Source organism: Pseudomonas sp. KCJK8993, assembly GCF_046230915.1.
Classification (GTDB): domain Bacteria; phylum Pseudomonadota; class Gammaproteobacteria; order Pseudomonadales; family Pseudomonadaceae; genus Aquipseudomonas; species Aquipseudomonas piscis.
The window spans coordinates 1-21,297 of sequence record NZ_JBJJLO010000079.1 but is presented as its reverse complement, the minus strand read 5'-3'; the positions used below and the strand labels follow the sequence as shown (position 1 = coordinate 21,297).

Sequence of the window (21,297 nt, the reverse complement as noted above, 5' to 3'; positions counted from 1 at the left end):
GCGGCAGCCAGAGGCTGTCTTTAGCACACAACTGAACCCAGCCCAGCTGAAACAGCAGGGCGTCGGCCAGTTGCCTAGGCATCGAGGCGTCCCAGCAGCGGTCGTGGCGCTGCGGCAGGTTTGGCCAGCAGCATTTGCGCGGTGCCGATGGTGCGTTCCAGGAAGCCTCCTTCGCAGTAGCACAGGTAGAACTCCCAGAGCCGCAAGAAATACTCGTCGTAACCCAGTTCGTCGAGACGACCATGGGCGCGGCGCAAATTCTCGTGCCACAGGCGCAGGGTTCGGGCGTAGTGCAGGCCGAAATCCTCCATGTGCAGCAGGTTCATGTCGGTTTCGCGGCTGACCACTTCAAGCATTTTCTGCACGCTGGGCAGGGCGCCGCCGGGGAAGATGTAGCGCTGGATGAAGTCCACGCCCTTCTTCGCCTGCTCGTAGCGTTGGTCGCGAATGGTGATGGCTTGCAACAGCATCAGGCCATTGCTCTTGAGCAGGTTCGCGCATTGTCTGAAGTAAGTGGGCAGGAAGCGGTGGCCCACGGCTTCGATCATCTCGATCGACACCAGCTTGTCGTACTGGCCGCGCAGGTCGCGGTAATCCTCCAGCAACAGGGTCACCCGGTCCTGCAAGCCGGCGGCGTCGATCCGCTGCCGGGTGTAGGCGAACTGTTCCCTGGACAGGGTCGTGGTGGTGACCCGGCAGCCATAGTGCCGCGCGGCATACAGGGCCATGCTGCCCCAGCCGGTGCCGATCTCCAGCAGGTGGTCCTCGGGAGTGAGCGCCAGCTTCTGGCAGATGCGCTGCAGCTTGTTCAACTGGGCCTGCTCCAGGCTGTCCTCGGCACTGCGAAACTGCGCGGCGGAATACATCATGGTGGGGTCGAGGAACTGCTCGAACAGCTCATTGCCCAGGTCGTAGTGGGCGGCGATGTTTTTCTGCGAGCCCTTGCGGGTATTGCGGTTGAGCCAGTGCAGGCCGCGCACCAGCGGCCGGCCGAGCCTGGCCAGGCCGCCTTCCATGGCGTCCAGCACTGCCAGGTTGCTGACGAACACGCGGATGACCGCCGTCAGGTCCGGGGTGCTCCAGTAGCCATGGATATAGGCCTCGCCGGCGCCGATCGAACCGCTGCTGGCTACAAAGCCCCAGACGCTGCTGTCGTGGATGTGGATTTCCCCCAGCAGGGCGGCGCCGCTGCTGCCGAACACCAGGCGTTCAGCGTTTTCATGGACCACCAGTTGGCCGTGGCGCAGTTGTGCCAGTTGCCGCAGCACGCCACGGCGCAACAGGCTGGCAGTGAGGCCGTGAGTGTTGATCAGAGTGGTTTTGGCCGAGACGCTAGAGGATTTCATGGCGGCGATCCTTGGGTGGTATAGCGGCTGTGCGAAAGGCGCCAACGGCGGCCTGATGGGGGAAAAAGCGCAGGCCCTTGGCGGCCAGGCGCAGGGCCTGCCAGTAGATCGCCAGGCAGGTCTTGGCGGTCATCCACGGAAAGCGCCGCAAGTACCGATGCAGGCTGCGTCGATCCAGGGCCTGGCGTTGCAGGTTGAGGGTGGCGTCGAACAACTTCAGCTCACCCTGCCAGTCGGCCATGTGTACGCCCAGGCGTTCGCCCGGGGGGCTGAAGCTCATGCGGTACTCAAGGTCCCGGGGCAGGAATGGCGATACGTGAAAGGCCTTGGCCACGGCAAAATGCTGGTGCTCGGGAGCGTCGGTGCTAGCGGGGCTGGCCGGCAGCACATAGTGATAGCGCTCGCGCCAGGGGGTGTTGCTGACCTCGCAGAGAATCGCCGCCAGTTGCCCGTCGGCTTCGTAGCAGTAGAAGAAGCTCACCGGATTGAAGGCCAGGCCCCAGCTGCGCACCTGGGTCAGCAGTCGTACCGCACCACCGGGCACATGACCGATGGCCGCGGCCACCTGCTGGCGTACGGCGTCGATCAGGTCCATGCCCCGGCCGGTGAAGGCCGGCAGGTAGTCGCCTTGACGAAAGGCGAAGGGCGCGAAGCGGCTCCGGCCAGCCAGGGGTGAGAGGCCCAGCACCGCGTCCTGTTCCTCCAGGTCCAGGTACAGCAAGCCGATCCGGTAGCGGAACGCGTGGCCCTTGGGGGCGAAGCGCCGGTGGCTGATCCAGCCGCTGTACAGGGCACTGTTCACAATTGTTCTCCGAAGACCTGGGCCACCCGCAGGGCACTGACCACGCCGTCCTCGTGGAAGCCGTTGGCCCAGTAAGCACCGCAGTAGAAACTGTGGTGGGGGCCTTGCAGTTCGCTCCAGCGCGCTTGCGCGGCCACGGCCTCCAGGCTGTATTGCGGGTGGGCGTAGGTGTAGCGGGTGAGAATCTTCGACGGATCGATGGCCGCGCTCTGGTTGAGGCTGACGCAGAAGGTGGTGCTGCTCTGCAGGCCCTGCAGGATGTTCATGTCGTAGGTCACGGCGGCGGCCTTATCGGCGCTGGCGTCGAGGCGATAGTTCCAACTGGCCCAGGCCAGGCGGCGGCGCGGCAGCAGTCGGGTATCGGTGTGCAGTACTACGTCGTTGTCGGCGTAGGGCAGCGCCTGGAGGATGTCCTGTTCGGCGCGGCTAGGGCTGGCCAGCAGCCGCAGGGCCTGGTCGCTGTGGCAGGCGAACACCACCTTGTCGAAACGCTCGTTGCCGGCGGCGCTGTGGATCACCACGCCGAGTTCGTCGCGCTCGACCCGCTGCACCGGGCAGTCCAGGCGGATGCGCTCGCGGAACGAGGCCGTCAGTGGTTCGACGTAGCGGCTTGAGCCGCCTTCGATCACGTACCACTGGGGGCGGTTGTTCACCGACAGCAAACCGTGGTTCTTGAAGAAACGGACAAAGAACTGCAGGGGGAAACCGAGCATCTGCCCCCGTGACATCGACCAGATCGCCGAGCCCATGGGCACGATGTAGTGCTGGATGAAGCGCTCGCCGTAGCCCTGGCTCTTCAGGTAGTCACCGAGGGTGGTCGAGGCCGCGATACGCTGGTTTTGCAGGTCCAGCAGCGAGTGTTGGTTGAAGCGCAGGATGTCCCGCAGCATGCCCCAGAAACCGGGCGACAGCAGATTGCGCCGCTGGGCGAACAGGCTGTTGAGGTTGTTGCCGTTGTACTCCAGGCCCGTGGCTGGATCGCACACCGAGAAGCTCATCTGGGTGGCTTTGAACTTGACGCCGATCTGTCCCAGCAGGCGGATGAAATGGGGGTAGGTCCAGTCGTTGAAGACGATGAAACCGGTGTCCACGGCCTGGGTCTCGCCGTTGAGGCTGACCTCCACGGTATGGGTGTGGCCGCCGATCCAGCTGCCGGCTTCGTAGACCTGGATGTCATGACGGCGGTTCAGGAGGTAGGCACAGGTCAGGCCGGCGATGCCGCTGCCGATGATGGCGATTTTCATGGGGCACTTCCCGGGCGGGCCAGGCGTTTGGCGAGGGCCAGTTGCAGGCGGCCGGGCAGCCAGGACAGCAGCTTGAGGCCGAAGATGAACGGGGCGGGGAATGCAATCTCCAGATCCCGGTGGGGCAGGCGCTGGTGGATATGCCGAGCGGCCTTCCGGGCGCTCCAGCGCATGGGCATGGCGAAGTCGTTGCGCGCGGTTAGCGGGGTATCGACGAAGCCCGGGCTGACTAGGGTCACGTCGATGCCTTCGGCGGCCAGGTCGATGCGCAGCGATTGCAGCAGATAGCGCAGCGCCGCCTTGGAGGCGCCGTAGGCACCGGCCCGGGGCAGCGCCAGGTAGGTCACCGAGCTGGCTATACCCACCAGGTGCGGGCCATTGCCGGCGCGCAACAACGGCAGTGCGGCTTCGATGCAGTAGCTGGCGGCCAGCAGGTTGGTGTTCAGTACCCGTTCGATCAGCGCTGAGTCGAATTGCTGCACCTCGATGTACTCGCAGGTCCCGGCATTGAGGATCACGCTGTCCAGGGCACCCCAGGCCTGGGCGATGCGCTTGCCGATCTCGCGCACCTGCAAGGCGTCGCCAAGGTCGCCCGGCACTACCAGCACCCGGCCCGGATAGCGCTGGGCCAGGGCCTCCAGCGGCTCGCGCGAGCGGGCACTGAGCGCCACCTGGGCACCGGCCCCGAGCAGCTCTTCGGCCAGCGCCGCGCCGATGCCGCTGCTGGCGCCGGTGAGCCAGACCCGCCTGGGCATGGCCGGGTTCATCCGAGCCTCCTTTTCAACCAGGCGATCACGGCCCCGATCAGTGGCAGGTGTTCGTAGAGCAGGGCTCCCGCGTCGAAATAGTCACGGTGGCGATAGACCCGGGCGTCACGCCATTGCAGGTGTGAACAGCCGGCCACCTGGATCAGGCCGCCGCCGTTGAGGCGCGGGTGGCGGTAGCTCATGGTCCAGCGCAGGTAGCCCTGGCCTTCGGCGCACTGGTCGCTGCCGTGGGAGTCGAAGCGCAGTTCGCGGGCGTTGGCGTACAGCTGGGCGAAGTAGTCGCGCAAAGGGGCCAGTCCATGAACCTCGTGCAAAGGGTCGGTGAACTGGACGTCAGCGCTGTAGAGCTGGCCCAGGCGATCGAGGTTGTGGGCGTCCAGGGTGGCGAATTCCCGGGCGAAGTGGTCGAGGAAATCACTCATGGCCGGCCCCTGCCTCCAGCCGCGAGGGCAGTGCCTTGAACGCCGCCAGGGCCCGTTCCCGGGACCGTGACAGGTCCACTATCGGCGCCGGGTAGTCGGCGACGCCGAACAGCCCGCCCAGGGTCGCCGGGTTGTGGATATCTTTTTTGTTCAGCCCGGCCAGTTGTGGCAGCCAGTGCTTGATGAATGCGCCTTCGGGATCGAACTTCTGTGACTGGCTCACGGGGTTGAAGATACGGAAATAAGGCGCAGCATCGGTGCCGGTGGAGGCGCTCCATTGCCAGCCACCGTTATTGGCCGCCAGGTCGCCGTCGATCAGGTGGCGCATGAAGAAACGCTCGCCTTCGCGCCAATCGATCAACAAGTTCTTGGTCAGGAACATCGCGACCACCATGCGCAGGCGGTTGTGCATCCAGCCGGTCTCCAGCAACTGGCGCATGGCGGCATCGATGATCGGCAGGCCGGTACGGGCTTCTTGCCAGGCCGCCAGTTCCTCGGGAGCGTCGCGCCATTTCACAGCTTCGGTTTCCGCTCGGAAGGCGCGGTGCCGGGATACCCGTGGGTAGCCCGCGAGGATGTGCTTGTAGAAGTCGCGCCACAGCAACTCGTTGATCCAGGTGACCGCCCCGGGGTTGCCGCTGTCGAACTCGCCCTGGTTGCTGCGCAAGGCGGCGTGCAGGCATTGGCGGGGCGAGATCACGCCGGCGGCGAGGTAGGGCGACAGCTGGCTGGTGCCGGGCTTGGCCGGAAAGTCGCGTTCGCCCTGGTAGTAGTGGATCTGCTCATCGGCGAACCGCTCCAGGCGCGCTTGCGCTTCGTCTTCGCCGGCGGGCCACAGTTCGCGCAAGGCCGGCTTCGGGGTGGGGAAGCCCTCGACGTGGACTGGCAGCGAATCGGCATGGATCGACAGCGGTATCTGCGCCCTGGGCGCGCTCACCAGCGCAGGCAGCGCGGTGTGCAGGCGGCTGTAGCAGACCTTGCGGAACTGGCTGAAGACCTGGAAGTAGCCGCCGCTCTGGGTCAGCACGCTATCGGGCTTGAACAGCAGTTGATCGAAGTGGCCTTGGACGCTGATACCGGCCTTTTCCAGAACCCGGGCCACTGCTGCATCGCGACGGCTTTCGTGGAGGCCGTATTCCTGGTTGAAGTGCAGCATGCGTATCTGCAGTTGCCGGCACAGGTCCAGCAGGACCTGGGGCGCCTGGTCCCAGGTGGCGGCGCTGCGAATCAAGAGCGGGATGTTCAGCTGGCCCAGGGCGTGACTCAGCGATTGCAGGTTGCGCAGCCAGAAATCGATCTTGCAGGGCGCATCATCATGGGCCTGCCACTGCTCCGGGCTCAGCAGGTACACCGCCACGGTCGGGCCCCGCTGGGCGGCGGCGCTCAGGGCGGTGTTGTCGTGTAGGCGCAGATCGCTGCGCAGCCAGATCAATTGCATGTCGGTTTCCGGATCAGAAAAGTCCTCGCTCGAGCAGTGCCTGGTAGGCCGCAATCGGGTCTTGGGCCAGGTACAGATCGGCGATTTCAGTGATACATACGGACCACTCGGCGGGGTGGATGCACACCGTGGGTCCGGCGATGAATTTTTGGCAGGCTATGCCGCCCAGCAGCCGGGGCAGTTGGGCGGGATTGAGCGCCTTGCTGGAGTACAGCAGCAGGCCGCGGGCTTGCAGGCGCTCGGTGGCCAGGGCCAGTTCGCCCCCGGGCAGGGGCCAGTCGAAGACCTCTACCGGGCAGTCGGCGCTGCTGGCCAGCCAGGCGGTGAGCCACAGATGGGGTTCCAGGGGCAGGTCCGACTGGTTGACCAGCAACAACGGCGCGCCCTGCAACTGGCGGTTGTTGTGGTAGATCCGTGCGCCAAGCTTGCTGCGCAGCCATGAATAGAAGAACACCTGCTCTGACCGGCTGCCGGCTTGCCCTTGCCAGTGCTGCTCCAGCTCCGCCAGCAGGGGCATCAGCAGTTGCTCGCACAGGGTGCGAGGCGGGTACAGGGCCATGGCTTGGTTGAAAGCATCATCGACCTTGCGCTCAGCCAGTTGACTGATGGTCAGCCTGAGTACCTGGCGCAGACGTTGCCAATCATTTTGTACAGGGACATTGAAGGTCGGGGCGCTTTCGAGCAGGTGCCTGACCTGGCTGACCGCGACGCCACGGTTGAGCCAGGTCAGGATGGTCAGTACCTGTTGCACCTGTTCCCGGGTGTATAGGCGGTGCCCCTTGGGCGTACGGTGGGGCACGATCAATCCATAGCGACGCTCCCAGGCGCGCAGGGTGACCGCATTGACTCCGGTCAGGCGCGCGATCTCGCGGATCGGCAGCCACCCCTGATCCGGGTTGTCTCGGGATGCCGTAGCGGGCAGGGGATTGGGTTCCATGGGTCAGATCGCGTTGCGCAGGCTGAGGTTTTCCGGGTGCGGCTGCAGGTACAGTTGCCGCTCGATATAGGGATCGGGGTGGCGGCGCAAGTGATGCTTGAGCAAGGTCAGGGGCACCACCAGCGGCACGATGCCCTGGCGATACTGGCCGATGATGTGCTGCATTTCCTGCTTGTCTTCGGCACTGATGGCCTGCCGGAAATAGCCGCTCAGGTGCTGTAGCACATTGCTGTGGGTACCGCGGGTAGCGCATTGCTTCAAGGCGTTCATCAGTTGACTGAAGTAGCGCGGGCCCACCTGTGCCGCATCCTGCCTGCCCATGCTGCCCAGCAGCTGACCGAGGGCCTTGTACTGCACCGGGTGGTGGGCCATCAGCAGGTATTTGCAGCGGGCATGGAATTCGGTGAGGGCACGGCGGGTGAGGCCTTGCTCGAGCAGGAGCTGCCAGGCGCGATAGACATAGACCCGGGCCAGGAAGTTTTCCCGCAGTACCGGATCGTTGAGGCGTCCGGCTTCTTCCACCGGCAGGTCAGGGCGTCGCTCGCAGAAGACCCGCGCATATACCCCACGGCCATCGCGCCGATGATGAGGCCCGCTGCCTTGGTACACCTTGACCCGTTCCAGTCCGCAGGAGGGTGAGTCCTGCATGAAGATGTAGCCGCACAGGTCGGTCATATCGGCGGCCATCCGTTCGGCGTAGTCCTGCAGGGGGCGAGTGACATCCAGGGTTTCGTCCAGGGTCCCGATGGCCCGTGGCTGGTTGTTGGCCTGTACCAGGCGGATCGGTTCGCGGGGGATGCCCAGGCCGATGGCGACCTCCGGGCAAAGCGGCAGCAGTTCGAAGTGCTCGCCGAGTACCTGGCTGCACAAGCGGGATTCCTTGTGTCCACCGTTGTAGCGGACTTCGGCGCCGGTCAGGCAGGCGCTGATGGCGATTTTCGGCTTGGGAGTCATGGCTCGGCCTCCGGATACCTGTACATTTGGCAAGATTTGTACAACTTTTTTCTATCATAGATTCAAAGTTGTACGAGTCAAATTATTTGTATAAGTATTGGCGGTCGTCCTTCAAGGCTTGCCACTCCAGGCGGCTGAGGACTGCCTGCAACTGGATATCCAGTACATGGCTTTCTTCATTGCAGGACATTTCGGTGACGAGAAGGTGTTTCTCGCGATGCAGCGGGTGGGCTGCTGTCCATCTCGACAGCAGCAATTTACAGGGGGCGACTCGGTTCACTGCAGGTTCGCGTGCAGCCTGCGAGCAGCCTCCTGGCCACTTAACCAGGCACCCTCGACGCGCCCGGACAGGCACCAGTCGCCGCAGGCGTACAGGCCCAGGTCGGCGTCGGCCAGGGCACCCCATTCATGACTGGTGGCAGGCCGGGCATAGAGCCAGCGGTGCGCCAGGCTGAAGGCGGGCGCGGGCATGACGCTGTGCAGCAACTCGGCGAACGCACCGTGCAACTGCTCGATCACGGCCTCCTTGGGCAGGTCGATGTGTTGTCGACTCCAGCTGCTGGAAGCATGCAGGACCCAGGTGTCGAGCTGGCTGTCACGGCCGGGCTTGCTGCGATTGCGGGCCAGCCAGTCCAGTGGGCTGTCCTGGACGAAACAGCCCTGCATCGGGGTTTCCAGGGGAGTCTCGAAGGCTAGAGCGACGGCCCAGGTCGGATCCATCTTCACCCCGGCGGCGACCGCCGCCAGCTTCGGCGCGGCGGCCAGCAGAGCGGTAGCCTGTGGCGCTGGCGTGGCGATGACCACGTGGCTGAACGGGCCGTGGCTAGAACCTTCGGCATCTTGCAGGTGCCAGTGTCGTTCGCCGCGAAAGACTTCGGTGATACGGCAAGCGAAGTGCACTTCGAGATCGCCGATCAGGGCCCGAGTGATGGCGCTCATGCGCGGTGTGCCGACCCAGCGGGTTTGCTCGTCGGGGGAAGGGCTGAGCTGGCCAGCATGGGAGTTGTAGAGCTGCGGTGTCCATTCGGCGACCCAGCCTTTTGCCTGCCAGCGCTGGACCTCGGTGACGAAACGGCGATCGCGGGCGGTGAAGTACTGGGCGCCCAGATCCAGGCTACCGGCATCGCTGCGCTTGCTCGACATGCGGCCACCGCTGCCGCGGCTTTTGTCGAAGAGTTGGATGGGGTGCCCGGCGTCTCTAAGCGCCTGGGCGGCGGAGAGTCCGGCGATGCCGGTACCAATGATTGCAATGGGTACTGTCATAGGGGCCTCGTTTACCTTTCTGTACAGACTACGCCGCTGCCAAAACCTGTACAATGTTGTTCTTTGGTATAGCTTTCGGCGTCATCGGTTATGCAGGTTGTCTATCGTTAAAACGCAGCCTGTCCGATTGAAAAGATCCCTGCTTATAAAAATAGACTAGGGATTTGGGTAAAACGCCACGCGAGGAAGACGTCATGCATATCTTGCTGACCGGCGGTACTGGTTTGATCGGGCGGGCGTTATGTCGTCATTGGCTGGCCCAGGGGCATCAGTTGAGTGTATGGACTCGCCAGCCCGATAAAGTTGCCGCCTTGTGCGGTCCCCGGGTACGGGCAGTCAAATCTTTGCAAGAGCTGGACCAGGCGCCGCTGGATGCGGTGATCAACCTGGCCGGCGCGCCCATAGCCGACCGTCCCTGGACCCACAAGCGCAAGGCGCTGCTGTGGGCCAGCCGCATCACCCTCACCGAAACCCTGCTGGCCTGGCTCGAGAGTCGCGAGCACAAGCCCCGGGTGCTGGTCTCCGGGTCTGCGGTGGGGTGGTATGGCGATGGTGGTGAACGGGAACTGGCCGAGGACTCACCTCCGGTCAACGAGGATTTCGCCAGCCAGCTGTGCATCGCCTGGGAAGAAACCGCCCAGCGTGCCGAAGCCATGGGCGTGCGCGTGGTGCTGGTGCGCACCGGCCTGGTGCTGTCCGCCGACGGCGGCTTTTTGTCGCGCCTGTTGCTGCCATTCAAGCTGGGCCTAGGGGGCCCGATCGGCAACGGGCGGCAATGGATGCCGTGGATCCACATCGATGACCAAATCGCCCTGATTGATTTTCTTATGCATCAGGATGCGGCACGGGGTCCTTATAATGCCTGCGCGCCGAAGCCGGTGCGTAACCGCGAGTTCGCTTCCGCCCTGGGGCGGGTCCTGCGCCGGCCCGCATTGCTACCGCTGCCGGCCTTTGTCCTGCGCCTGGCGCTGGGCGAGTTGTCGCTGTTGCTGCTGGGAGGCCAACGTGCCGTGCCCGCACGCTTGCTGGAAGCAGGCTTCACTTTCCAGTTCACCGATTTGCCCGCGGCCTTGGACGACGTGTCCGGCCGCCATTGAAATAGGACGTTGCATGAGCGATCACGCGTTGCTTCTGGTCAATCTCGGTTCACCGGCCTCCACCTCCGTGGCGGATGTGCGCAGCTACCTCAATCAGTTCCTCATGGACCCTTATGTGATCGACCTGCCCTGGCCGGTGCGGCGTCTTTTGGTGTCGCTGATCCTGATCAAGCGCCCGGCCCAGTCGGCCCATGCCTACCAATCGATCTGGTGGCAAGAGGGGTCGCCCCTGGTGGTCCTCAGCCAGCGCCTGCAGCGGGCAATGAGCGAGCAATGGAAGCATGGGCCGGTGGAGTTGGCGATGCGCTACGGCGAGCCATCGATCGAGTCGGTGCTGCTGAAATTGGTGGCCCGGGGGCAGCGCAAGATCACCCTGGCACCGCTTTATCCACAGTTCGCCGACAGCACCGTGACCACGGTGGTCGAAGAGGCGCGGCGGGTGATACGCGAACGGCGCCTGGATGTGCAGCTCAGTGTGTTGCAGCCCTTCTACGATGAACCCGAGTACATCGATGCCCTGGTCGCCAGCGTCAGGCCGCACCTGGAGCAACCCTTCGATCACCTGCTGCTGAGTTTCCACGGCTTGCCCGAGCGCCACCTGCAGAAGCTCAATCCGGGGCATAGCCTGGAGGGCGCCGGTGATTGCTGCCAGGATGCCTCGCCGCAGGTGCTCGGCAAGTGTTACCGCGGCCAGTGCTTCCGTACCGCCAAGGCCTTCGCCCGGCAAATGGGGCTGGCCGACGAGCAGTGGTCGGTGTCGTTCCAGTCGCGCCTGGGACGGGCCAAGTGGATCGAGCCCTATACCGAGGCTCGGTTGGATGAGCTGGCGAAGCAGGGCGTGAAGAAATTGCTGGTGATGTGCCCGGCCTTCGTCGCCGATTGCATCGAGACCCTGGAAGAGATCGGTGATCGTGGACGTGAGCAGTTTCGGGCGGCGGGGGGGGAGGACCTGGTGCTGGTTCCGTGCCTGAATGACGACCCGCAATGGGCCCAGGCCTTGAACGCCTTGTGCCTGCGGGCACCCTTGGCGCTATAGCTATAGAAGGTTTCGCCGGCCCGGTCCCTGGGTGATTGCAGGACCGGCCGGCGAAGGTGTTTTCAGATCAGGGGGTCGTCGGACTTCTTGTTCTTCCAGCCGTCGTTGCCTGGCAGTATCAGGTTCAGGGCGATGGCGACGATGGCGCACAGGGCGATGCCCTTGAGGCCGAAGTCATCCTGCCCGGTACCGCTACCCACCAGCATCCCGCCGATACCGAACACCAGGGTCACCGAGACGATCACCAGGTTGCGCGCCTCGCCCAGATCGATCCTGTGGCGAATCAGGGTGTTCATGCCCACGGCGGCGATCGAACCGAACAGCAGGCAGAGGATCCCGCCCATCACCGGCACCGGGATGCTTTGCAGCAATGCACCGAACTTGCCGATGAAGGCCAGGGCTATGGCGAAGACCGCGGCCCAGGTCATGATCTTCGGGTTGTAGTTCTTGGTCAGCATCACCGCGCCGGTCACTTCGGCGTAGGTGGTATTGGGCGGACCGCCGAACAGGCCGGCAGCGGTGGTGGCGATGCCGTCACCGAACAAGGTGCGGTGCAGGCCGGGCTTCTTCAGGTAGTCGCGACCGGTCACGCTGCCTACCGCGATCACCCCGCCGATATGCTCGATGGCCGGGGCCAAGGCCACCGGAACGATGAACAGGATCGCCTGCCAGTTGAACTCCGGCGCCGTGAAATGCGGCAACGCCAGCCACGGGGCGGCGGCGATCTTGGCGGTATCCACTACGCCGAAGTAGAACGACAGGGCAAAGCCCACCAGCACCCCGGAAATGATCGGTACCAGCCGGAAGATCCCCTTGCCGAACACCGCCACCACCAGAGTGGTGAGCAACGCCGGCATCGAGATCATCATGGCGGTCTGGTAATGGATCAGCTCGCTGCCGTCGCCGGCCTTGCCCATGGCCATGTTGGCGGCGATGGGAGCCATGGCCAGGCCGATGGAGATGATCACCGGGCCGATGACCACCGGCGGCAGCAGGCGGTCGATGAAACCGGTGCCTTTGATCTTCACCGCCAGGCCGAGGAAGGTATAGACGAAGCCTGCCGCCATCACCCCACCCATGGTCGCGGCCAGGCCGAACTGGCCCTTGGCGAGGATGATCGGGGTAATGAAGGCGAAGCTCGAAGCCAGGAACACCGGTACCTGGCGACCGGTGGCCAGTTGGAACAACAGAGTCCCAAGACCCGCCGTGAACAGCGCCACGTTGGGGTCAAGACCGGTGATCAGCGGCATCAACACCAAGGCGCCAAAGGCTACGAAGAGCATCTGGGCGCCAGACAGTACCTGGCGCCAGAGCGGATCGTTGAACTCGTCCTGCATGATCAGGAGTCCTTCTGCTTGGTGCCGAAGATCTTGTCTCCGGCATCACCCAGGCCAGGAATGATGTAGCCATGCTCATTGAGTTTCTGATCGATGGACGCGGTGTAGATGGTCACGTCCGGGTGGGCCTGCTGGACGACGGCGATGCCTTCGGGAGCGGCCACCAGGACCATGGCGCGGATGTCCCGGCAACCGGCTTTCTTCAAAAGGTCGATGGTGGCGACCATGGAGCTGCCGGTCGCCAGCATCGGGTCGATGATCATCGCCAGGCGCTCGTCGATTTCCGGTACCAGTTTTTCCAGGTAGGTGTGGGCCTGCAGGGTTTCCTCGTTGCGGGCCACGCCCACGGCGCTGACCTTGGCGCCCGGGATCAGGCTCAGCACGCCTTCGAGCATGCCGATGCCGGCGCGCAGGATCGGCACTACGGTGATCTTCTTGCCGGCGATCTTTTCCACCTGGACGGGGCCGCACCAGCCTGGAATCTCATAGCTTTCCAGGGGCAGGTCCTTGGTGGCTTCGTACGTCAGCAGGGCGCCGACTTCCTGAGCGAGTTCGCGAAAATTCTTCGTGCTAATGTCTGCGCGGCGCATAAGGCCAAGTTTATGACGGATCAGCGGATGGCGGATCTCATGGATGGGCATAGGGAAAGGCTCCGGCGGCGGGCAAAAAAAACGGCCTAGATTAATCTATCCGGGGTTGATGTCCTATAGACATAAAGTACGTTAGTCCAGAAACGCTTGATCTGGCCGGGCCGGATGCGTACCTTTGCCCGCTTTTCCGAAACTGCCACCCCTTGGAGAGCGCCATGTCCGCTGATCTCGAGCATATCCGTCAAATCATGCGCGAGGCTGACTGCCTGTACACCGAAGCTGAAGTCGAGGCGGCCATCGCCCGGATCGGTGCACAAATCACTGAAGAACTGGCTGAGCGTAATCCGGTGGTGTTCTGTGTCATGAACGGCGGGCTGATCTTCGCTGGCAAGTTGCTGACGCACCTGCGTTTTCCCCTGGAAGCCTCCTATCTGCATGCGACCCGGTATCGCAACGGAACCAGCGGTGGCGAGCTGTTCTGGAAATCCAAGCCGGAAATCTCCTTCATCGACCGCGACGTGCTGATCATCGATGACATCCTCGACGAAGGGCACACCCTGACCGCCATCATCGATTTCTGCCACCATGCCGGCGCCCGCGCCGTGCATACCGCGGTACTGATCGACAAGGATCATGACCGCAAGGCCCGTCCCGACCTCAAGGCCAACTACATGGGCCTGCCCTGCGTCGACCGTTATGTCTTCGGCTACGGCATGGACTACAAGGGCTACTGGCGCAACGCCGCCGGCATCTATGCCGTGAAGGGCCTGTAAGGCATGGCCGGCCCGAGCTTTCTCGATCAAGCGTTGTTCAGCGACCTGGCAGAGAAGGCCGCGGCCAACCCCCGTGGTCGCCAGCACCACAACTTCCATGCCATGGAAGAGCCCTGCCATCGCCTGGCGGTGGGGTTGCAGCCCTCGACCTATATCCCGCCGCATCGCCACCTGAGTGCCGACAAGGCCGAGACCTTGCTGGTACTCAAGGGCCGCCTGGGCCTGTTGGTCTTCGACGAGGCCGGCCAGCTCCAGGACAAGCGCGAGCTGCAGGCCGGCGGCGACTGCGTTGGTGTGGATCTACCGGCTGGAGTGTTCCATGGCCTGGTGGCCCTGGAACCCGACAGCCTGATGTTCGAATGCAAGGCCGGGCCTTATCGTGCGTTGAATGCGAACGAACAAGCGACCTGGGCGCCCCGCGAAGGCGAGCCCGGCGTAGCCGAGTACCTGGCCTGGATGCGCGCGCAGTTCGACTGACCCGCCCGTGATCGTGCCAGGGGGGAATCACCGAAGGCGGCGCTTTTCCCGGGGGACGTCGCCTTCGGCATTGATGGCCGCCTGGTGGCTGCAATATCCAGGGAAAGCCGTGCTAGAGTGCTCGGCCCTTGCCTGGAGCCTGTCATGAGCCTGTTGATTCGCAGTAGCGCAGTCCTTCTTCTGAGCTTGAGCCTGCCCCTGGCGGCCGCCCCGGCGCCCTTGCACGGGCAGTTCCTGCCGCCGGACGACCTGACCCTGCGCGATGCGGTGCCTGAACAGCAGCAACTGCTACAGGTCACCGAATATTCGGTGGTCATCGGCAGCCAGCGCCAGTCCAACCAGCAGCCGATTCCAGTGACCTCGCCGGTCTGGGTGCGGCTCAAGGGCAAGCCCCTGAACAAGGGCGCCACCATCAGCCAGGTACTGGTCAACTTCGATGGTGAAAGCAAAAGCCTGAAAAAGCCGCAATACGATGCCCAGGGCCGAACCCTGACCCTTTATTACCCGCTGGCCCAGTACCGGGCGGTGATGGACCTGCTGCGCAACGACATCGTGTATTGCCAGTTCCTCAGCTATGCCAACGGCCACATCTGGGCCGACCTGCATACTGGCAGCGTGCGTCCGCGTTGAGGCTGGAGGCGGGCAGGAGGTAAACTGCCGGCCCTGTGAAATGTCTGCGAGCTGGAGTCGGCGATGCGTAAAGATAAGAAACAAGTGATTGGTGACGAGATCGGTGATGAGCAGGTCAAGTTGTTCCTCGATTTCGAACCGGCCGATGCCACCTCGCCGTCCCTGCACAAGCTGATCAAGGCCTATCGCGGCCTGCGTATCGATGACTTCGAGCGCTTCCTGGGCTTTTTCGTCGCCGCCGGTTACGACCTGGACGGCCGGGACGAGCAGGGCAAGACCTTCGTCGAGCTGATCCGTGACCAGCGCAATGGCGCCGACTACATCGAACTGGTGGACAAGGCCCGCGGCTGATTGCGCTGTGTCCGGTTTGCCGGAGCTATTGGCCAGGCATAAAAAAACGCCCCGTCCTGCAAAGGACGGGGCGTTTTTCATGGGCATGGATCAAGCGTAGCTTTCGGTTTCCTTGCTTGGCTCTACCAACTCCAGGCTCAGGTTGTTCTCGCTGTTGATCTTGCGATACAGCGCAGCGTCGGTGGCCAGGACCTTTTCCCGCGCCGGGAAGATTTCCTTGAGCTTGGCAGCCCATTCGCCGCTGGTCTTGGCCGGGAAGCAGCGTTCGATCAGCTCCAGCATGATCGATACGGTCACCGATGCGCCTGGCGAAGCGCCCAGCAGGGCGGCCAGGGTACCGTCCTTGGCCGCCACCAATTCGGTGCCGAACTGCAGGATGCCGCCTTTCTTCGGATCCTTCTTGATGATCTGCACCCGCTGGCCGGCCACTTCCAGGCGCCAGTCCTCGGCCTTGGCTTCAGGATAGAACCGACGCAGGGATTCCAGGCGCTGCTCCATGGACTGCATGACTTCGCTGACCAGGTACTTGGTCAGGTCCATGTTGTCGCGTGCCACGGCCAGCATCGGGCCGATGTTGCCGGCGCGAACCGACATCGGCAGGTCCAGGAACGACCCGTGCTTGAGGAACTTGGTGGTGAAACCGGCATAAGGTCCGAACAGCAGGGATTTCTTGCCATCGACCACACGGGTATCCAGGTGCGGTACGGACATCGGTGGCGAACCCACGGCGGCCTGGCTGTAGACCTTGGCCTGGTGCTGCTTGACCACTTCCGGGTTGTCGCAGCGCAGCCACTGGCCGCTGACCGGGAAACCGCCGAAGCCCTTGCTCTCTTCGATGCCCGAAGCCTGCAGCAACGGCAGGGCCGCGCCGCCGGCGCCGAGGAAGACGAACTTGGCGTCGACTTCGCGGGTGTTGCCGCTATTGACGTCCTTGATGCTCACGGTCCAGCCGTTGGCCTTGTTGCGCTTTAGGCCGGTGACGCGCTTGCAGTACTTGACCTGGGCGTCGGGGGCGCTGGTCAGGTGCTTGAGCAACTGGTTGGTCAGGGCGCCGAAGTTGACGTCTGTACCGTTGACGACCCGGGTGGCGGCGATGGTTTCATCCGCCGGGCGGCCCGGCATCATCAGCGGCATCCACTCGGCCATCTTGGCCTTGTCCTCGGTGTACTCCATGTCCGCGAAGGCGTGGTGCTGGCTCAGCACTTCATGGCGCTTCTTGAGGTAGGCGACACCCTTGTCGCCCTGGACGAAGCTCAGGTGCGGCACCGGATTGATGAAGGACCTGGACGAGCCGAAGGTGCCTTTGCGGGTCAGGTAGGACCAGAACTGCTTCGACACCTCGAACTGGGTGTTGATGTGCACGGCTTTCTTGATATCGATGCTGCCATCGGCGGCCTGTGGCGTGTAGTTCAGCTCACAGAGGCCAGCGTGGCCGGTACCGGCGTTGTTCCAAGGGTTGGAACTCTCCGCGGCACCCGAATCCATCAGCTCGACGACTTCCAGCTTGATCGCGGGGTCGAGCTCCTTGAGCAGTACAGCGAGGGTGGCACTCATGATGCCGGCCCCGACCAATACAACGTCTACTGCTTCGTTATGCGCCATTAACGCGTCTCCAAAATCTGCAGCACCAAATTGACGGCATGGCTGCCAGGAGTGACGGGGCGATTCACGTGGTGCCCCAGGTTACCCATGGCCAGGATTGCCATGTCCGAGTCTTCGCAATTCTTTGCAACTTCTGCGGACGCTACCAACCGGGCCTCAAGGTGCATATGAACGCATCTCGATGAACCTCGGGGCAATTCGACTTATGGTCGATACATCCGCCAGTGCAACCAAATCCGTCAGCGGACAGGCTTCAAGCTTCAGCTCTCGAGGAGCGCTCGGACCTGTGTAATCGGGCTGTTGTAGAGGCTAATGGTGCCAGTTCAGACGCAAAACTATTCATTTGCTCGCCACACTCTTGTGAAGTAGTGAAAACCCGTTTTTTCACGCTCTTTTGAAGACGTGAACCTCAAAAAAGGGCTGCCTCGGCCTGGCACCTGGCCCGAGCGGTGGTACCGGCATGACAGGGGCATGCGGGCACGACGGGCGAACAGCATAAGTGTCCGAGCAATGGCAGCTCTGCAGATTCGTGAAAAGTGGAGGGTTGCAAGGTGGGACAACAGCAAGCACGCCAGCTTCACTCGATCTGTGTGGGCGGCTCTCTGTGGGCGGTGCGGGGTGCCAAGGCAGTGGCGTTGGCGGTACTGCGAGGCCCGATCAGGAGACGTCCTTATAATCGGGGGGAGATTGTAACGAAGAAATGTGCAGAAATGATCCTGTTTCGCGACTTTTATTAGGCTTTTGGTCAGGTGGCCAGTATCGGTCGCGCCCCGGTGACCACGCCGCTCGGGCTTACACGGGCGCTGGCGGGCAGCATCTGGTGCAGCCAGTTCAGGCGAATCTCCTGGATCTCCACCCAGCCGTCGCCGACCGGTGCCACGAGACTGTGGCGAAATGCCTGGCAGCGGCCCTGGCAATCCAGCAGGGCGTAGCTACGGAACTCATGGCGTGGAGCGAACAGGGAGCGAAGGAACTTCATGACCAGGCACCTAGTGTGTCATTGACGATAAGCATGCCGCCGAGCCGTTACATCATCGTGTATTGCCAGTGAACGGCAGGTTACAGGAACCTGCTTGTACGGGACCTGTCCGAGTGATGATTCAAGTCCCCCGGCAATGCTGGTTTGCCGCTGTCGTGCACCGCTATACTGCGGGCCTGTTTGTGCCTGATTCCTGGAGAAATGAGCATGTTGCAACGCCTGTTGTTCGGTTTGATCACTGTGGCCAGCCTGTCGCTGGCAGGCTGCGCCCACAGCCCGCAACAACTCACTCCGGAGCCCAAGCTCACCTCCCAGCTGGCGCCGGTGGGTCATGGCCAGCCGGTGGTGGTGAGGGTGGTCGACGGCCGTTCGTCCCCTGTGCTGGGAACCCGTGGCGGGCTGTACCCTGAAACCAGTTCGATCACCGTGCAGGGCGCGCAGATCCTGCCCAAGCTACAGGCCCAGGCCGAGGCCGCGGTGCGCCTGCTGGGCTTCACCCCGACTGCCGGTGGTAGCCATGCGCCCCAGTTGACCGTGACGCTGGCCGAACTCAAGTATCAATCGCCCAAGGAAGGCATGTACGTGACCGAGGCGACCATCGGTGCGACCTTCCGCTCCGACGTGCAGAACGCCAACCGCCGCTACAGCGGCCGCTATGGTGCTTCCCTGGACCAGCGCTTCGGCATGGCGCCGAACCAGGACACCAATACCAAGCTGGTGGGCGATGTACTGAGCGACGCGCTGACCCGCCTGTTCAAGGATCCGAGCATCGGCCAGATCCTCGGCGAGTGATGCGCATCCTGTAGCTGCCGTCGCAGGCTGGGTCTTGTTTGACGCGATAAGCTGACTGATGCAAAAAAGCCCGGGTCCATTGGACGCCGGGCTTTTTCATTGCCTGTCGGGCAATGCTTCATGCCGCTTCGACGTAGAAGTCCAGCACGCTGACACCGGTCAGCAGGTCGGTCTCCGGCAAGTCCGCGTGTTGATGCCCGCCCAGGGCGCAATACACCAGCCAATGACGATCCTGGACGTTGAAGGCCAGGGCTCCGACCAGCGCCTGCTGTTCCTCGCTAGGGGCGATCAGGTAGAGGCGGTCCTGGTTTTCTGCATGCAACATGACAAGTTCCGTGGGTCATCGAGGGGCGACAGACTGGCTTGTTCAGATGACGAAAAGATGACGATCTAAATTAATTGCCCGGCGCCTCGTTACTGGTCGGAAAGGTCCGCGGGGCCGCCCGGGGATTGAGTAGAATCCGCGCCGCGGGCGCACTCGACGGCCCGAACACCGGTCTTTTTCGAGGTTCATGATGTCGTTGCAAATGTTCTGGTCGATGTTCAATGCCCACCCCGGCAAGCTGATCAACCTGTTCGCCCTGCTATTGGCCTGCCCGGGCAGCTGGCTGCTACACGCCACTCGTCGCCGCGAGCAGCGGGCCCTGGCCAACCTGGCGACCCAGACCGAAGAGCGAGCGGTGGACCAGCCCATGCTGATGCTCGATCCCGCCACCCTGCGCATCAACCGCTTCTTTTATCGTTTCGGTTTCGCCTGCCTGGTACTGGCCTTGCTGGTGTCCTGGATCAGCACGCGGTTCTGATCGTCCACCGGGCCACGGATACGACAACGGCGCCCGCGGGCGCCGTTGTGCTTTAGCAGCCCGGGCTCTACAGCGCCAGGCCGGCCTTGACCCGATACTGGTTGCGGACCGGGGTCGCATACTGCAGCACCAGGTAGGGGCGATGCTCCGGCGGGCATTCTTGCAGGCGACGCTGCCATTCCTGCTCGGCCTTGGCCAGCTCCTGGGCCGGGAACACCTCGGCGGCACTGGGCACCTGCAACTGTGGATCGGCATCGCTCCACTGGGCATAGGCCAGGTAGTGCACCGGGAACAGCCGGTAGCCGCCGAGGATCTGCCGATCCATTTCCATGGCCAGTTGCTTGGTATCTTCGAACTTTTCGCTGATGGGTGCGGCGAAGTTCACGTGGACCCGGCCCTTGTAGCCGGTGATGCCCTTGGCGATGCTCACGTCGTCTTCCCCCGGCGCCTTGGTGTAGCTGCCGGTGGTGGCGCGGATATACAGTTCCCGGGCCTTGGCCTGGTCGCAAGGATCGTATTCGTAGCTGATGGACACCGGCGTCAGGTTCAGTGACTGGATCACCTCTCCGAACGGTTCGTCCTTGCGGCTCATGTGGAACATCTTCAGGATCGCCGACTCGGTACGGTCGTCGCCGTCCTTGGCCCGGCCTTCGGCCTGGGCGATCCAGATCGACTGGCCGTCGTTGCGGATCGAGTGATTGATATAGGCCGACAACAGCTGGTACGCGGCGAGCTTTTCCTTCCGCCCGCTGAGGGAACGGTGGACGATGAAGCTCTTGTTCAGGCGCATCAGGTCGCTGACGAACGGCTTCTGCAACAGGTTGTCGCCGATGGCGATGCGCGGGGTCGGCAGCCCGGCGTGGTAGATCGCGTAGTTGACGAAGGCCGGGTCCATGACGATATCGCGATGGTTGGCCAGGAATACGTAGGCGGTGCCCGAGCGGAACTGCTCGACGCCGGTATAGGTCACGCCGTCGGTGGCGCGTTCGATGGTGTGGTCGACATAGAACTCGACCTTGTCCTGCAAGGTCGCCACCGAGCTGATCCCGGCGAATTCGCGGCGCAGGCGGTGGGCGATCAGGGGCTTGAGCAGCCAACCGAAAGTGTTGGCAAAACGCGGGAAGCGAAAGTGGGTGAGGATATCTAGGAATGCCTTGTCGCTGAGCAGCCGGGCCAGCACCGCTGGTACTTCGCTGTCGTGGTAAGGTCGGATGGCATCGAATTCGCCCATCATGCTCTCTTGTTGGAAACGGCTAGGGTAAGAAGAAGGTTCGGATCGAAAAAAAGCCGGGCGCGGTCTGAAAATTCAGCTCAAGCATTAAAAGCCCTGCAAATAGACCGGCGATTATACGCATAAGTCACTCGGGAGACCGCGATGCTGGAAACCGACCATTATCAATGTCCTTACTGCGGCGAACAGGCGGAAGCGGTGCTGGACCTGTCCGCCGGCGACCAGACCTATATCGAAGACTGCCCGGTTTGCTGCCGGCCCATCGTGTTCACGCTGCAGACCGATGGTCGGGAATGGATGCTCGAGGTGCACGCGGAAAACGATTGAGCCGGGGGAGTGGTCTTTATGCTGCGTATCTACGAGCCGGAAAATCTGATGGAAGGCGAGCTGCTCCAGCGCATGTTGGCCAGCGAGGGCATCGAGGCG

The 21,297-nt window shown here is 63.1% G+C and carries 25 protein-coding genes and 1 pseudogene; 10 read left to right on the top strand and 16 right to left on the bottom strand.

The window, feature by feature from the left end:
- Nucleotides 1–74: 74 nt before the first annotated feature.
- The 10 genes from ACK6AU_RS22020 to ACK6AU_RS21975 form a co-directional block, all read right to left on the bottom strand.
- The gene (locus tag ACK6AU_RS22020; protein WP_409301358.1) at nt 75–1,346 is read right to left on the bottom strand and encodes a class I SAM-dependent methyltransferase; all 1,272 of its coding nucleotides are present in this window, start codon (nt 1,344–1,346) and stop codon (nt 75–77) included.
- Nucleotides 1,333–2,148, bottom strand: a complete 816-nt coding sequence (locus ACK6AU_RS22015; protein ID WP_409301356.1) for a DUF1365 domain-containing protein — start codon at nt 2,146–2,148, stop codon at nt 1,333–1,335. The genes ACK6AU_RS22020 and ACK6AU_RS22015 overlap by 14 nt, the downstream gene beginning before the upstream one ends.
- On the bottom strand, nt 2,145–3,392 hold the full coding sequence (locus tag ACK6AU_RS22010) for an NAD(P)/FAD-dependent oxidoreductase (protein ID WP_185700355.1): 1,248 nt from the start codon (nt 3,390–3,392) through the stop codon (nt 2,145–2,147). The genes ACK6AU_RS22015 and ACK6AU_RS22010 overlap by 4 nt, the downstream gene beginning before the upstream one ends.
- Complete coding sequence (locus tag ACK6AU_RS22005) at nt 3,389–4,159, bottom strand: SDR family NAD(P)-dependent oxidoreductase (RefSeq protein ID WP_409301354.1); 771 nt, start codon at nt 4,157–4,159, stop codon at nt 3,389–3,391. Before ACK6AU_RS22005 ends, ACK6AU_RS22010 begins: the two co-directional genes overlap by 4 nt.
- On the bottom strand, nt 4,156–4,581 hold the full coding sequence (locus ACK6AU_RS22000; protein ID WP_409301352.1) for a nuclear transport factor 2 family protein: 426 nt from the start codon (nt 4,579–4,581) through the stop codon (nt 4,156–4,158). The genes ACK6AU_RS22005 and ACK6AU_RS22000 overlap by 4 nt, the downstream gene beginning before the upstream one ends.
- Nucleotides 4,574–6,019 (bottom strand): deoxyribodipyrimidine photo-lyase, encoded by a 1,446-nt coding sequence (gene phrB, locus ACK6AU_RS21995; protein ID WP_409301350.1) that lies wholly within the window; start codon nt 6,017–6,019, stop codon nt 4,574–4,576. The genes ACK6AU_RS22000 and phrB overlap by 8 nt, the downstream gene beginning before the upstream one ends.
- A 13-nt stretch (nt 6,020–6,032) precedes the next feature.
- Nucleotides 6,033–6,956, bottom strand: a complete 924-nt coding sequence (locus ACK6AU_RS21990; protein WP_409301348.1) for a MerR family transcriptional regulator — start codon at nt 6,954–6,956, stop codon at nt 6,033–6,035.
- A gap of 3 nt (nt 6,957–6,959) precedes the next feature.
- The gene (locus tag ACK6AU_RS21985) at nt 6,960–7,910 is read right to left on the bottom strand and encodes a DUF523 and DUF1722 domain-containing protein (protein WP_185700350.1); all 951 of its coding nucleotides are present in this window, start codon (nt 7,908–7,910) and stop codon (nt 6,960–6,962) included.
- 82 nt (nt 7,911–7,992) lie between these two features.
- Nucleotides 7,993–8,190 carry a TIGR02450 family Trp-rich protein gene (locus tag ACK6AU_RS21980; RefSeq protein ID WP_185700349.1) on the bottom strand — a complete coding sequence of 66 codons (198 nt, stop codon included), beginning with the start codon at nt 8,188–8,190 and terminating at the stop codon, nt 7,993–7,995.
- Nucleotides 8,187–9,173 carry an NAD(P)/FAD-dependent oxidoreductase gene (locus tag ACK6AU_RS21975; protein ID WP_185700348.1) on the bottom strand — a complete coding sequence of 329 codons (987 nt, stop codon included), beginning with the start codon at nt 9,171–9,173 and terminating at the stop codon, nt 8,187–8,189. Before ACK6AU_RS21975 ends, ACK6AU_RS21980 begins: the two co-directional genes overlap by 4 nt.
- Nucleotides 9,174–9,367: 194 nt before the next feature.
- On the opposite strand from ACK6AU_RS21975, the gene ACK6AU_RS21970 reads away from it, so the two are divergent.
- Nucleotides 9,368–10,270 (top strand): TIGR01777 family oxidoreductase, encoded by a 903-nt coding sequence (locus ACK6AU_RS21970; protein WP_409301345.1) that lies wholly within the window; start codon nt 9,368–9,370, stop codon nt 10,268–10,270.
- Between the two features lie 13 nt (nt 10,271–10,283).
- Nucleotides 10,284–11,306, top strand: a complete 1,023-nt coding sequence (hemH, locus tag ACK6AU_RS21965; RefSeq protein WP_185700346.1) for a ferrochelatase — start codon at nt 10,284–10,286, stop codon at nt 11,304–11,306.
- A 62-nt stretch (nt 11,307–11,368) separates the two neighbouring features.
- Here the strand turns inward: hemH and ACK6AU_RS21960 are convergent, their stop codons facing one another.
- Nucleotides 11,369–12,643, bottom strand: a complete 1,275-nt coding sequence (locus ACK6AU_RS21960) for a uracil-xanthine permease family protein (protein ID WP_185700345.1) — start codon at nt 12,641–12,643, stop codon at nt 11,369–11,371.
- 2 nt (nt 12,644–12,645) lie between these two features.
- Nucleotides 12,646–13,284: a uracil phosphoribosyltransferase gene (gene upp / locus ACK6AU_RS21955; protein ID WP_022640873.1), complete on the bottom strand. Its 639-nt coding sequence runs from the start codon at nt 13,282–13,284 to the stop codon at nt 12,646–12,648.
- Between the two features lie 164 nt (nt 13,285–13,448).
- On the opposite strand from upp, the gene ACK6AU_RS21950 reads away from it, so the two are divergent.
- The 4 genes from ACK6AU_RS21950 (at nt 13,449) to ACK6AU_RS21935 (ending at nt 15,464) form a co-directional block, all read left to right on the top strand.
- Nucleotides 13,449–14,006, top strand: coding sequence for a hypoxanthine-guanine phosphoribosyltransferase (locus tag ACK6AU_RS21950; protein ID WP_031320504.1), 558 nt, complete (start codon nt 13,449–13,451; stop codon nt 14,004–14,006).
- Nucleotides 14,007–14,009: 3 nt separating this feature from the next.
- Nucleotides 14,010–14,483 carry a WbuC family cupin fold metalloprotein gene (locus ACK6AU_RS21945; protein ID WP_022640871.1) on the top strand — a complete coding sequence of 158 codons (474 nt, stop codon included), beginning with the start codon at nt 14,010–14,012 and terminating at the stop codon, nt 14,481–14,483.
- Nucleotides 14,484–14,627: 144 nt separating this feature from the next.
- Nucleotides 14,628–15,113, top strand: a complete 486-nt coding sequence (locus tag ACK6AU_RS21940) for a hypothetical protein (protein ID WP_185700344.1) — start codon at nt 14,628–14,630, stop codon at nt 15,111–15,113.
- A gap of 63 nt (nt 15,114–15,176) precedes the next feature.
- Nucleotides 15,177–15,464 (top strand): PA4642 family protein, encoded by a 288-nt coding sequence (locus ACK6AU_RS21935; RefSeq protein WP_185700343.1) that lies wholly within the window; start codon nt 15,177–15,179, stop codon nt 15,462–15,464.
- A gap of 90 nt (nt 15,465–15,554) precedes the next feature.
- Here the strand turns inward: ACK6AU_RS21935 and mqo are convergent, their stop codons facing one another.
- Nucleotides 15,555–17,066 carry a malate dehydrogenase (quinone) gene (mqo, locus tag ACK6AU_RS21930; RefSeq protein ID WP_185700342.1) on the bottom strand — a complete coding sequence of 504 codons (1,512 nt, stop codon included), beginning with the start codon at nt 17,064–17,066 and terminating at the stop codon, nt 15,555–15,557.
- 745 nt (nt 17,067–17,811) lie between these two features.
- On the bottom strand, nt 17,812–18,045 hold the full coding sequence (locus ACK6AU_RS21925) for a hypothetical protein (protein ID WP_185700341.1): 234 nt from the start codon (nt 18,043–18,045) through the stop codon (nt 17,812–17,814).
- Nucleotides 18,046–18,252: 207 nt separating this feature from the next.
- On the opposite strand from ACK6AU_RS21925, the gene ACK6AU_RS21920 reads away from it, so the two are divergent.
- Nucleotides 18,253–18,837 carry a YajG family lipoprotein gene (locus ACK6AU_RS21920; protein ID WP_185700340.1) on the top strand — a complete coding sequence of 195 codons (585 nt, stop codon included), beginning with the start codon at nt 18,253–18,255 and terminating at the stop codon, nt 18,835–18,837.
- 118 nt (nt 18,838–18,955) lie between these two features.
- Here the strand turns inward: ACK6AU_RS21920 and ACK6AU_RS21915 are convergent, their stop codons facing one another.
- Complete coding sequence (locus ACK6AU_RS21915) at nt 18,956–19,162, bottom strand: hypothetical protein (protein WP_022640865.1); 207 nt, start codon at nt 19,160–19,162, stop codon at nt 18,956–18,958.
- A 190-nt stretch (nt 19,163–19,352) separates the two neighbouring features.
- Between ACK6AU_RS21915 and ACK6AU_RS21910 the strand changes: the two genes are divergently transcribed.
- Nucleotides 19,353–19,640, top strand: a complete 288-nt coding sequence (locus ACK6AU_RS21910; protein WP_185700339.1) for a hypothetical protein — start codon at nt 19,353–19,355, stop codon at nt 19,638–19,640.
- A gap of 67 nt (nt 19,641–19,707) precedes the next feature.
- On the opposite strand, the gene ACK6AU_RS21905 is transcribed toward ACK6AU_RS21910, so the two are convergent.
- Entirely contained in the window at nt 19,708–20,874 is a 1,167-nt protein-coding gene (locus tag ACK6AU_RS21905) for a 1-acyl-sn-glycerol-3-phosphate acyltransferase (RefSeq protein WP_185700338.1), read from the bottom strand.
- 141 nt (nt 20,875–21,015) lie between these two features.
- Between ACK6AU_RS21905 and ACK6AU_RS21900 the strand changes: the two genes are divergently transcribed.
- Both ACK6AU_RS21900 and ACK6AU_RS21895 read left to right on the top strand, forming a co-directional pair.
- Nucleotides 21,016–21,198: a CPXCG motif-containing cysteine-rich protein gene (locus tag ACK6AU_RS21900; RefSeq protein ID WP_185700337.1), complete on the top strand. Its 183-nt coding sequence runs from the start codon at nt 21,016–21,018 to the stop codon at nt 21,196–21,198.
- A gap of 18 nt (nt 21,199–21,216) precedes the next feature.
- Nucleotides 21,217–21,297 (top strand): annotated as a pseudogene (locus tag ACK6AU_RS21895) (DUF2007 domain-containing protein); the annotation flags it as partial.

Coding starts and splice junctions, on each gene's coding strand:
- ACK6AU_RS22020 (WP_409301358.1), bottom strand. CDS start 1,346: ATGAAATCCTCTAGCGTCTCGGCCAAAACCACTCTGATCAACACTCAC.
- ACK6AU_RS22010 (WP_185700355.1), bottom strand. CDS start 3,392: ATGAAAATCGCCATCATCGGCAGCGGCATCGCCGGCCTGACCTGTGCC.
- ACK6AU_RS22005 (WP_409301354.1), bottom strand. CDS start 4,159: ATGAACCCGGCCATGCCCAGGCGGGTCTGGCTCACCGGCGCCAGCAGC.
- ACK6AU_RS22000 (WP_409301352.1), bottom strand. CDS start 4,581: ATGAGTGATTTCCTCGACCACTTCGCCCGGGAATTCGCCACCCTGGAC.
- phrB (WP_409301350.1), bottom strand. CDS start 6,019: ATGCAATTGATCTGGCTGCGCAGCGATCTGCGCCTACACGACAACACC.
- ACK6AU_RS21990 (WP_409301348.1), bottom strand. CDS start 6,956: ATGGAACCCAATCCCCTGCCCGCTACGGCATCCCGAGACAACCCGGAT.
- ACK6AU_RS21985 (WP_185700350.1), bottom strand. CDS start 7,910: ATGACTCCCAAGCCGAAAATCGCCATCAGCGCCTGCCTGACCGGCGCC.
- ACK6AU_RS21975 (WP_185700348.1), bottom strand. CDS start 9,173: ATGACAGTACCCATTGCAATCATTGGTACCGGCATCGCCGGACTCTCC.
- ACK6AU_RS21970 (WP_409301345.1), top strand. CDS start 9,368: ATGCATATCTTGCTGACCGGCGGTACTGGTTTGATCGGGCGGGCGTTA.
- hemH (WP_185700346.1), top strand. CDS start 10,284: ATGAGCGATCACGCGTTGCTTCTGGTCAATCTCGGTTCACCGGCCTCC.
- ACK6AU_RS21960 (WP_185700345.1), bottom strand. CDS start 12,643: ATGCAGGACGAGTTCAACGATCCGCTCTGGCGCCAGGTACTGTCTGGC.
- upp (WP_022640873.1), bottom strand. CDS start 13,284: ATGCCCATCCATGAGATCCGCCATCCGCTGATCCGTCATAAACTTGGC.
- ACK6AU_RS21950 (WP_031320504.1), top strand. CDS start 13,449: ATGTCCGCTGATCTCGAGCATATCCGTCAAATCATGCGCGAGGCTGAC.
- ACK6AU_RS21945 (WP_022640871.1), top strand. CDS start 14,010: ATGGCCGGCCCGAGCTTTCTCGATCAAGCGTTGTTCAGCGACCTGGCA.
- ACK6AU_RS21940 (WP_185700344.1), top strand. CDS start 14,628: ATGAGCCTGTTGATTCGCAGTAGCGCAGTCCTTCTTCTGAGCTTGAGC.
- ACK6AU_RS21935 (WP_185700343.1), top strand. CDS start 15,177: ATGCGTAAAGATAAGAAACAAGTGATTGGTGACGAGATCGGTGATGAG.
- mqo (WP_185700342.1), bottom strand. CDS start 17,066: ATGGCGCATAACGAAGCAGTAGACGTTGTATTGGTCGGGGCCGGCATC.
- ACK6AU_RS21925 (WP_185700341.1), bottom strand. CDS start 18,045: ATGAAGTTCCTTCGCTCCCTGTTCGCTCCACGCCATGAGTTCCGTAGC.
- ACK6AU_RS21920 (WP_185700340.1), top strand. CDS start 18,253: ATGTTGCAACGCCTGTTGTTCGGTTTGATCACTGTGGCCAGCCTGTCG.
- ACK6AU_RS21915 (WP_022640865.1), bottom strand. CDS start 19,162: ATGTTGCATGCAGAAAACCAGGACCGCCTCTACCTGATCGCCCCTAGC.
- ACK6AU_RS21910 (WP_185700339.1), top strand. CDS start 19,353: ATGTCGTTGCAAATGTTCTGGTCGATGTTCAATGCCCACCCCGGCAAG.
- ACK6AU_RS21905 (WP_185700338.1), bottom strand. CDS start 20,874: ATGATGGGCGAATTCGATGCCATCCGACCTTACCACGACAGCGAAGTA.
- ACK6AU_RS21900 (WP_185700337.1), top strand. CDS start 21,016: ATGCTGGAAACCGACCATTATCAATGTCCTTACTGCGGCGAACAGGCG.